Annotated in this window: 1 protein-coding gene; it reads right to left on the bottom strand. The window is 51.6% G+C overall.

Annotation, left to right across the window (positions count from 1 at the left end; translation table 11 throughout):
* The coding region (locus ACTHUR_RS20145) for an SCO family protein (RefSeq protein WP_440400566.1) at window positions 1-465 on the bottom strand (465 nt) is incomplete at both ends.

Raw genomic sequence — 465 nt, 5'->3', positions numbered from 1 at the left:
GGTTAACTTTAGCCGATACCACACGGTATTGCTGTTTGATGACAGGCAGGCTTTGATCGCCGGTAGCCGTCAGGCCGATAAAATCAGGGTGGAACTGTTTGGCATATTTGCCGATTACTTCAGGCGTATCGCGCTCCGGGTCGATGCTGACAAATACTACTTTCACGTCTTTAGCCTGATCGCCCAATTGTTTCAAAGTATCGCTGTAAGTCAGCAACTCGGTCGGGCATACGTCAGGACAGTGGGTATAACCGAAAGACAGGATAACCACTTTGCCTTTCAAGTCGCTCAGGCTGAAAGGTTTGCCGTCGCCATCGGTCAATGTAAAATCACCGCCAATATCTTCTTTGCGCATATCGGTACCGCGCGCTTGCACTTTGGGCGCAGACTCACCGGAAGCAGCAGGCGCAGCAGAAGCGGCAGAAGCGGCAGGTGTCGAAGAAGCCTCTTTAGCCTCTTCTTTAG

The organism is Neisseria sp. P0021.S007, assembly GCF_051956855.1.
The sequence above is the reverse complement of the archived record's forward strand: the minus strand, read 5'-3'. Positions and strand labels throughout refer to the sequence as shown.